At 35.8% G+C, this 8,602-nt stretch carries 6 protein-coding genes; 5 read left to right on the top strand and 1 reads right to left on the bottom strand.

The window, feature by feature from the left end:
- Positions 1-101: 101 nt before the first annotated feature.
- A complete protein-coding gene (locus tag CDOM15925_RS09800) occupies positions 102-368 on the top strand; it encodes a Txe/YoeB family addiction module toxin (RefSeq protein ID WP_169943228.1) in 267 nt (88 codons plus the stop codon).
- Positions 369-550: 182 nt separating this feature from the next.
- On the opposite strand, the gene CDOM15925_RS09795 is transcribed toward CDOM15925_RS09800, so the two are convergent.
- The gene (locus CDOM15925_RS09795; protein WP_169943227.1) at positions 551-1,501 is read right to left on the bottom strand and encodes a helix-turn-helix transcriptional regulator; all 951 of its coding nucleotides are present in this window, start codon (positions 1,499-1,501) and stop codon (positions 551-553) included.
- Positions 1,502-1,608: 107 nt separating this feature from the next.
- On the opposite strand from CDOM15925_RS09795, the gene CDOM15925_RS09790 reads away from it, so the two are divergent.
- The 4 genes from CDOM15925_RS09790 (at position 1,609) to CDOM15925_RS09775 (ending at position 8,587) form a co-directional block, all read left to right on the top strand.
- Positions 1,609-3,684 carry a TonB-dependent receptor gene (locus tag CDOM15925_RS09790; RefSeq protein WP_169943226.1) on the top strand — a complete coding sequence of 692 codons (2,076 nt, stop codon included), beginning with the start codon at positions 1,609-1,611 and terminating at the stop codon, positions 3,682-3,684.
- A gap of 78 nt (positions 3,685-3,762) precedes the next feature.
- Positions 3,763-5,514 carry an ABC transporter ATP-binding protein gene (locus CDOM15925_RS09785; RefSeq protein ID WP_169943225.1) on the top strand — a complete coding sequence of 584 codons (1,752 nt, stop codon included), beginning with the start codon at positions 3,763-3,765 and terminating at the stop codon, positions 5,512-5,514.
- Complete coding sequence (locus CDOM15925_RS09780) at positions 5,507-7,282, top strand: ABC transporter ATP-binding protein (protein WP_169943224.1); 1,776 nt, start codon at positions 5,507-5,509, stop codon at positions 7,280-7,282. The genes CDOM15925_RS09785 and CDOM15925_RS09780 overlap by 8 nt, the downstream gene beginning before the upstream one ends.
- 102 nt (positions 7,283-7,384) lie before the next feature.
- Entirely contained in the window at positions 7,385-8,587 is a 1,203-nt protein-coding gene (locus CDOM15925_RS09775; protein WP_283956687.1) for an MFS transporter, read from the top strand.
- The last annotated feature ends 15 nt before the right edge of the window (positions 8,588-8,602 follow it).

The raw sequence follows: 8,602 nt of genomic DNA, 5'->3' as shown, positions 1-8,602 counted from the left end.
TGATAGTAATACGGAGTATCTAAAAAATATATTAGATAACATAGACAATAAAAAAGTAAAGATGATAAGAAAAAGCATAGATGAGCTTGAGGCATTAGATAATGCTTAATATAGAGTTTTATCCCGATGCATGGAGTGATTATTTAGAGCTAATCAAAGACAAAAAAATATCGGCAAAAATCAATACTCTTATTAAGGATATAGCCAGAAATGAAAACGATAGTAATCTTGGTAAACCGGAAACTCTAAAAGGTGACTTGACGGGCTGCTACTCTCGCAGGATAGATATTAAAAATCGAATAGTTTATAGAATAAAAGATAATAGCGTACAAATTTTACAGGTGGGGACGCATTATAAGCAAAAATAATCAAAGATTGGCAAATTCCGAATGGATGAATAAACAAAAATATGATTTATTTTTATTACAATTCAATATACTAAAAACTATCTAAGCAGATATAAAGCCGTTAGCTTCTAGAGTTTTAAAGAAACATATTTTTTAATGCAAGTCTAAAAGAGCTTGGCATATGCAAGATATTTTATAGTTTTTTAAATCCAAAATTTATTATGCCTTGAAATTTCAATTGGCAGTACTTCAAATTTTTCTTTAAAAATTTTACTAAAATGCGCCAAAGATCTGTATCCGACAATGCTAGCCGCCTCTTTTACGCTTACATCATTTCTTAACAAAAGCTCTTTGGCACTTTTAAGCCTTTCCTCTTGTAGCATCCCATAGATAGTTATGCCAAAATACTGTTTAAAGCCTCTTTTTAGCTTAAATTCATTTATAGCACAAATTTTGGCAAATTCTTTGATGGATGGCGGATTTGACATATTTTTGAGCAAAATTTCTTTAGCCTTTTTTATAGCGGCTATATCACGGTCGCATAAATTTAGTCCTTTACAGCAATCACAATTATCAGAAGTTGAGAAACTTTTATATATCATCTCTAAAATTTTAGACTCAATAAAAATTTCCCTCATTTTATCTCTATATATATGAGAATTTTCTAAATCCTTGAGAATAAGTTTTTGTGCTAAATTCGTGGAGCTTGCTTTAATGCTTATAGTTTCGGATTTTTCCATCTCGTTAAATATTGGAAAATCTTTTATTAAATTATTATCCATAAAAATACACTGGCTTTTAAAGCGTTTTTTACGCTCATAAACAACCCTGCCCCTAAAAGGCTCTTTTATAACTCCTATCCAAGCGTCATTTGGTCTAAATATACCATCATTGGCACTTTGACTGTTCATACAAACCGAACTATTTCCTGTATTAAAATACATAAAAGAGTATTTGCCTATATCAGCGGAATTAAATACCTTATCATCATCAAAATACATGTCAAATATTCCATAACCAAAACCGTTTGAGTTATTAAATATCTGAGTATTTAAAACCATATCATTGGTTTTTATACTTAACTCCTTTAAGCATCTCTCGTTATTACCCCATGTTTCGTTAAAAAATCTCTCAAGTTCGGGGAAGCTACTCATAAAATCCCTCCATCGTTAAATTTAATCCCTCTGCCATTAATAAAGTAATAGTAATAATTATCAAATTATAGTAGTATTAAGCTTGAATAAATTTTAAGGAGTGTTACATGAGTTCAGGTTATATAAAATTTATAGGCATTATCTCTGTTGTCGCAAGCACTTGTTTATTTGCAACCGATAATATTTCGCTAAAAGAAGTAACGGTATCGGCAAATAAAATGGAAGAGAATATCAAAGATATCCCTCAAAGCGTAAGTGTCATAGATGAAAACGAGATAGAAGAAAAACGCATTAAAGATACCGATGGTATAATGCGTCAGATTCCAAACCTAAGTGCCGAGCATTTTATCTATAAAACAAGAGTAAATTTTCGCGGTATAAATCACTCCGATTTTACCAATTCAAACCCTGTTACCGTCTATATAGACGGTATTGCCAGCAGTAACAACATGGGCAATTATAACTCTATTTTAAATAATGTCGAAAGAGTTGAAATTTTACGCGGTCCTCAAAGCACGATTTATGGCAAAGACTCGATCGGAGGAGTTGTAAACGTAGTATCCAAACAGCCTAAGAACGAGTGGAACGGTGCCGTGGGAAGCGAATACGGTTCATATAACTATATGATGGGAAATTTTAACGCAAACGGTGCCTTAATAAATGATATTTTGTTTTTAAATGTCGAAGGATATGCTTCAAAAGATGACGGTTGGATAAAAAACGAATATAACGGCGATAAAAAAGCAAATAAAACAAACGATCATAAATTTGACACAACCGTTACGGTTAAACCTACCGATAGGCTGACTGCAAGATTAACCTTGGTTGAAGAAAGAAGCAAAGAGTATTTTTATAGGGGTGGCACAGGTCTATTTGGAACTATAAATTTAAAAGATGCCAAAAGAGCAAATTTTGAAGTACCTACCGATAGTTTAGTTAAAACATTTTCTCAGGCGCTCGGAGTTGATTATGAGTTTGATAGAGTTAAATTTTCGTCCGTTACCACTCATAAGAAATCAAAGGCAAGCGGAATTTACGATAGCGACTTTACTTATGCACCGTCGCTTCCTTCTAACGGCTTAATCCAATTTCAAGATGTGCATTTAGACACTTTATCGCAAGAATTTAGACTAAACAGTATAAATACAGATAAATTTAAGTGGGTAAGCGGTCTTTATTTTGAGCGAGAAAAGACTCAAAATAAAAGAATGGGGCAGCAGTTTAATCAAGGCGGAATGAAGATGGAGATGGATGCTCCAGCAACCATCAAAGCAGATACCGCTGCTGTATTCGGACAGGGAAGCTATGAGTTAACCGATAGTTTTTTACTAACTCTTGGAGGAAGATTTCAAAAGATCAAAAAAGATATAGATATGGCAGCTTTTATGACTCCTCTTGGTATGTCTAAAGGAGCTCCTATTAATACCTTAAAAGACGGCAAGTCATGGAACAAATTCCTTCCAAAGGCGGGATTGACATATAAGATAAACGATGATTTAAGCGCTTTTGTTTCATACTCTCAAGGCTATTTGTCCGGCGGATACAACTACTACGCATTCATAAAAGAGCAAGCCTTTGATGCACAAAAGAGCTACAACTATGAGATAGGTCTTCGCGGAAATGCGTTTGACAATCGCCTTAGATTCAGTCTTTCCGCATTCCATATGGATATAAAAGACATACATCTATACTCTATCTTGCCGGGAGGAATATTTGTTACAAGCAACGGAGGCAAAGCAAAAAGCGATGGAATAGAGCTTGAAGCCCTTTATAGAGTTAGTAGCGAGCTTGATATAAGCGGAGCGTTTGGTATAAATAAAACTAAATACAAAGAAAATATCCAGTATCCAAACGCCGTTAATAAAAGGATAGAGAATACCCCAAACTACACTTTTAACTTAGGTGTTGCTTACACTCATCCAAGCGGAATTTATACAAGGCTTGATCTAAGAGGTAATGGGGATAAGTATTTTGATGCGGAAAATAAATTTAAACAAAAATCTTGGATGACGGCGGACATTCGCGCCGGTTATAGGTTCAAGGCATTTGACATCTACGGATACATAACAAATATCACAAACAATTCTCATGTAGTAACATTTATGCATCACGGAGGAATATCGGGCATGAATCACTTCGGTGATCCAAGGAGATTTGGCATGGGCGTAAGATACTCTTTTTAGGATTTAAACTTTCAAATTTAGGCTTAAAAACTTAAGCCTAAATTTTAACTTTGTATAACCGAAATCAAGGAATTTGTCATGAAAGAGAAGCAAGGAATTTTAACTAGGATTATGAATCCGGTTATAAAAGATATAAGGCTTGCAATGATACTTGCAGGCATCGCTTCGATTTGTTACGTGCTAGCTTTTAGCACCTTTGCTTTTGTAGTATCGTCTCTTGCTAAAGGCGAAGTAAATTACACTCTGATGTATATTGGAGCAGGCTTTATAATAGCAGAATATCTTTTCCGCTCAAACGCTTTTAAGACTTCTCACGTAGCCGCTTTTAGACTGGAACAAATTTTACGAACCAGACTTTCTGAGCATATAGCCGCAATTCCTTTTGGTGAAGTTATAACCAAAGGAAGCGGAAGGCTTAAAAAAAATATGCTGGACGATGTAAAAAACTTACACTCGTTTGTAGCCGATACTACTCCTATGCTGGCAAGAGTAGCTATTACTCCCGTAGCGTGCTTAATCGCGCTTGGATTTTTTGATTTGAGGCTTTTATCGCTTAGTCTGGCTTTAGTTTTTGCAAGTGCGGCATTTATGAGTCTAGCGTTTAAAGATAATGAAAAATACAGAAGAGAGTATGACGACAATCAAGCCCTTATAAACGCCTCCATAATAGAATTTGTTCAAGCTATGCCCGTAGTTCGAACATTTAGTGATGGGGCTAGCTCTTTTAAGCGCTACAACGATGCTCTTAATGCGTACTGCAAGAGTCTTAAAGAGTGGATAGCGCTTACTACCACAGCCTCAAGAGTTGCTATAATGCTAGCCAGTCCTATTATAACTCTTGTTGTAGTAGGCGTTGCCGGTAGTTATTTTTATATAAACGGCAGCTTGGAATTTGGTAAATTTATCGGAGTATTGATACTTGCGGCAGGCATTATAGAGTCTATGATGCCGCTTATGTGGGTAAATAATTTTGTTCAACAATCAAGAGCCGCAGCAAGCGGAATTTTAGAAATTTTAGACATAAAACCTCTTAAAATTTCAGATTCTTTCAAAGAACCGAAGGATAGCTCGGTAGAATTTAAAAATGTAAGTTTTAAATACGAAACAAGAGACGAATTCGCTCTTAAGGATGTTAGTTTTAAGGTTGATGCAGGAAGCGTAACGGCACTCGTTGGTCCAAGCGGTGCGGGCAAGAGCACGGCGGCACAACTTATCCCTCGTTTTTGGGATGTTTGTAATGGTGAAATTTTAATAGGCGGAGTTGATGTAAGGCAAATTGAGCCTATGAAGCTTATGAATTTTGTCTCTTTTGTATTTCAAGATACGTTTTTATTTAACGACACCATCTATGAAAATATATCAATGGCAAAGCCAAGTGCCACAAAAGACGAGGTGATAAACGCAGCTAAAGCCGCGCAAATCGATGAGTTTATAGATGCTTTGCCAAATGGATACGATACCCTGTGCGGCGATAGGGGTACGAATTTAAGCGGAGGGCAAAAGCAACGCATAACCATAGCTCGGGCAATATTAAGAGACGCTCCTATAATAGTGCTTGATGAAGCTACGGCATTTGCAGATCCCGAAAATGAAGAAAAGATCATAAAGGCCATTTCAAATCTCATAGTAGGCAAAACCGTAATTATAATAGCTCACCGCCTATCAACTATCAAAAAATCCGACCAAATAGTAGTCTTTGATAAAGGGAAAGTCGCAGAAAAAGGGGTTCACGAAGAGCTTTTATCAAATAATAGTTTATATGCCAAGCTCTGGGATAGTTATACGCAAACTCAAATTTGGAACATATATAAAAGGACAAATCATGAGTAATAATGTAAAATTCGCCTCTATCAAAGAGCTTTATAATATGTTTTTAGAGATTGCAGGCTCGTATCAAAAAGAGTATAAAAATAGTCTTTACTCCGGCGTAATAGCAATAGCAACTCAAGCCGTTTTGCTTTGTTTATTTTACCCTCTGCTTGTTTTTGCTTATCATGGAGATAAAAGCTCTTTAAATTTCGTTGCTTTATCCATGGTAGCGCTACTTATAGTGTTTATGATAGCCAAATTTAAAAGCTCTTACTACGATCATGCCGGCACCTTTGTGGATGTAGGATACGATCTTCGCTTAAAGCTTGGCAAGAAGCTAACCTCCGTACCTCTTGAAAGCCTAGCTAAATATAAAACCGGCGAACTAAATGCGGTATTTGCAAGCAATGTTGATTCTGCCGTAATGTTTATGAATATGATACCTCTTATGTTTTTAGAGCCGATTTTAATCTGCTCTTTTGTCATCATTGCTACTATTTTTGCAAATTTCAAGATCGCCCTTATACTTATTTTTATACTGCCGCTTGTTATACCGCTTTATAAGCTAAAACGTAAGATGGCAGTAGAGGATAAAAAGATATTCATGGATGCAAATGCAACTCTTGAATCAAGCATAATAGAATATATCCAAGGTATAGGAGTGCTTCGCTCGGTAAATTTGATCGGCAAAAATTCACAAAAGCTACAAAAGGAAATAGCAAACGTAAGACAAATTCAGCTTAATGAAATGAAAGGCTCAAATTTACCAACTTTGCTAACGGGAAGCTTGATTATATTTACTACTTTGATAGCGGTTTTTACGGGAGTTTATCTAAATATAAACGGTGAAATTTCACTTGGTCTATTTGCGGCATTGCTTGTCATACTTCCAAGACTAAACGAGCCGTTTTCTATCCTTTTGATAGTAGCTAGCGTATTTGATCTTAGTGAAAACGGCTTTAGGCGAACGAAAGAAATTTTAAACATGAAAGAGCTTGATTTTTATCCGCCCATAGCGATACCCGATAAATTTGATATCGAATTTAATAAGGTTGATTTTGCCTATTTCGGTGCCGATAAAAATTCTCTCAATAATGTCAGCTTTAAAATTCCCGCTAAAAGCATGACCGCTATAGTAGGAGCCTCCGGAAGCGGTAAAACAACGGCGATAAAGATGCTTATGCGATATTCAGATGCACAAAAAGGCGAGATAAAGATAGGCGGAACGGATATAAGACATATAAAGCAAGAAGAGCTTATGAAGTGCCTATCCGTAGTCTTTCAGGATGTCTATTTATTTGACGATACGGTGCTAAATAATATCCGTATGGGTAGAGCAAATGCAAGCGACAAAGAAGTAAGAAATGCAGCCAAAACCGCACTTTGCGATGAATTTATCACAAGGCTTCCGGACGGCTATGAAACTAGAGTCGGCGACATAGGAGGGAATCTTTCAGGCGGAGAAAAGCAACGTATCAGCATAGCTAGGGCAATACTAAAAGACGCTCCTATAGTTATTTTAGACGAGCCTACGGCGGCTCTTGATACTGCAAGCGAGCTTGCGGTACAAAAGGCGATTGATACTTTAGTAAAGGATAAAACCGTCATAGTAATAGCTCATAGGCTATCTACCATCGTAGGAGCGGATCAAATTTTAGTATTTGACAATGCAAATTTGGTCGAAAAAGGATCTCACGAAGAGCTTTTAAGCGCGAAGGGCAGATACTACAATATGTGGCAAGCTCAGCAGAATGTAAAAATTTGGCATGCTAAAAATAAAGATGTATAGCAAAAAATCGATAAAATCATATTTGGTTGATTTTGATTTATCATACTATAAAATCGAGTTTTCTCTTAGGTATAAAATTTAAGCATTATATGGAAGCCTAGCTTGAATTCGTCTATTAAAATTTTAAATTTCAAACCCCGAATCGCCTTTTTAATAGTCTGTTTAAATATGGCTCAATACATAAGCATTGGTTTTTTCTCCGAAAGTTTGGCGGCTATACTTAGACAAGACGGACTTAGCCTAGAAAAGATAGGCGCAGTATATTTTATAGGTTTATTTTACGGGTTTAGATTTTTATGGGCTCCGTTTGTAGAATTTGTAGTTGCAAAAATGGGCGGAGTTTATAAAAATTTTATTACGGTTGTCTTAATGATAATGATAGTATCTCTTGGGATAACTGCATGTTTAAACGTAAGAGAAAATTTGAGCTTTATTCTTGCTATGGCGGGTATGCTTGGCTTTTTGTCAGCTACTTCGGCTATAGCTTCAAGTGCTTTAATTATTAAAATTTCAACTCCTCAAAATTTAGCAGGCGCAAATTCGCTAGCCGCTAGCGGAAATTTCATAGGTCATGTTTTAGGAACAGGCGTTACTCTGATCATATATTCAAATTTTGGCTGGAAAGCTTCAACTATATTTTTGATATTTCTTACCATTGTTGCTCTTTTTATGATTGCAACCTTTAAAGAGCGACCAAGAGAACTTGAAAGAGGGCAAAATCGAGTTAGCTTTAAAAGTATGGCGTTATTTTTCAAAGATAAGAAATTTTGGCTAAGTGTGCTTATGGTACAAGGCATCGGAGTGTGCATGTCTTTTGGACTAATCAATCCTATACTTGTCGATAGCGGACGAGGTCTTGACGAGATAGGCAAAGTAGTGCACATATACGGGCTTTGCGGTGTTATCATAGGTAGCATTACGGCAAGCTATCTTATAAACAAATTAGGCAATATTAAGACTATGATTTTGGCTATGCCTATTCAAGCTTTTGGGATTTTAACACTACTTTTGCCGATTTTAGGATATGCGAATTTAATAATATTAATCCTTGTGTGTCAAATTTGCTTTGCCGTATATACTATAGGCGTCGTAAGCATCTCAACTATGATAATGAGCAAAGCCACAAAATCTCCGGTAAGCGAGTGCGCCTTGCAAAGTAGCATAAGTATGTTGTTTCAGTATTTGTCGTTTGCCCTTGGCTTTATTATCGCTTCTTTAGTTGGCTACAAAATAACTGTTATTTTTTCGTTTGTTATCTGCTTTATTATTTTTTTATATCTTTTAAAATTTAAAAAATTGATGTAAATATTACTTGATTTT

The organism is Campylobacter sp. RM15925 (genome assembly GCF_012978775.1).
Classification (GTDB): domain Bacteria; phylum Campylobacterota; class Campylobacteria; order Campylobacterales; family Campylobacteraceae; genus Campylobacter_A; species Campylobacter_A canis.
Note: the sequence above shows the minus strand (reverse complement) of the source record. Positions and strands in the feature narration are given on the sequence as shown.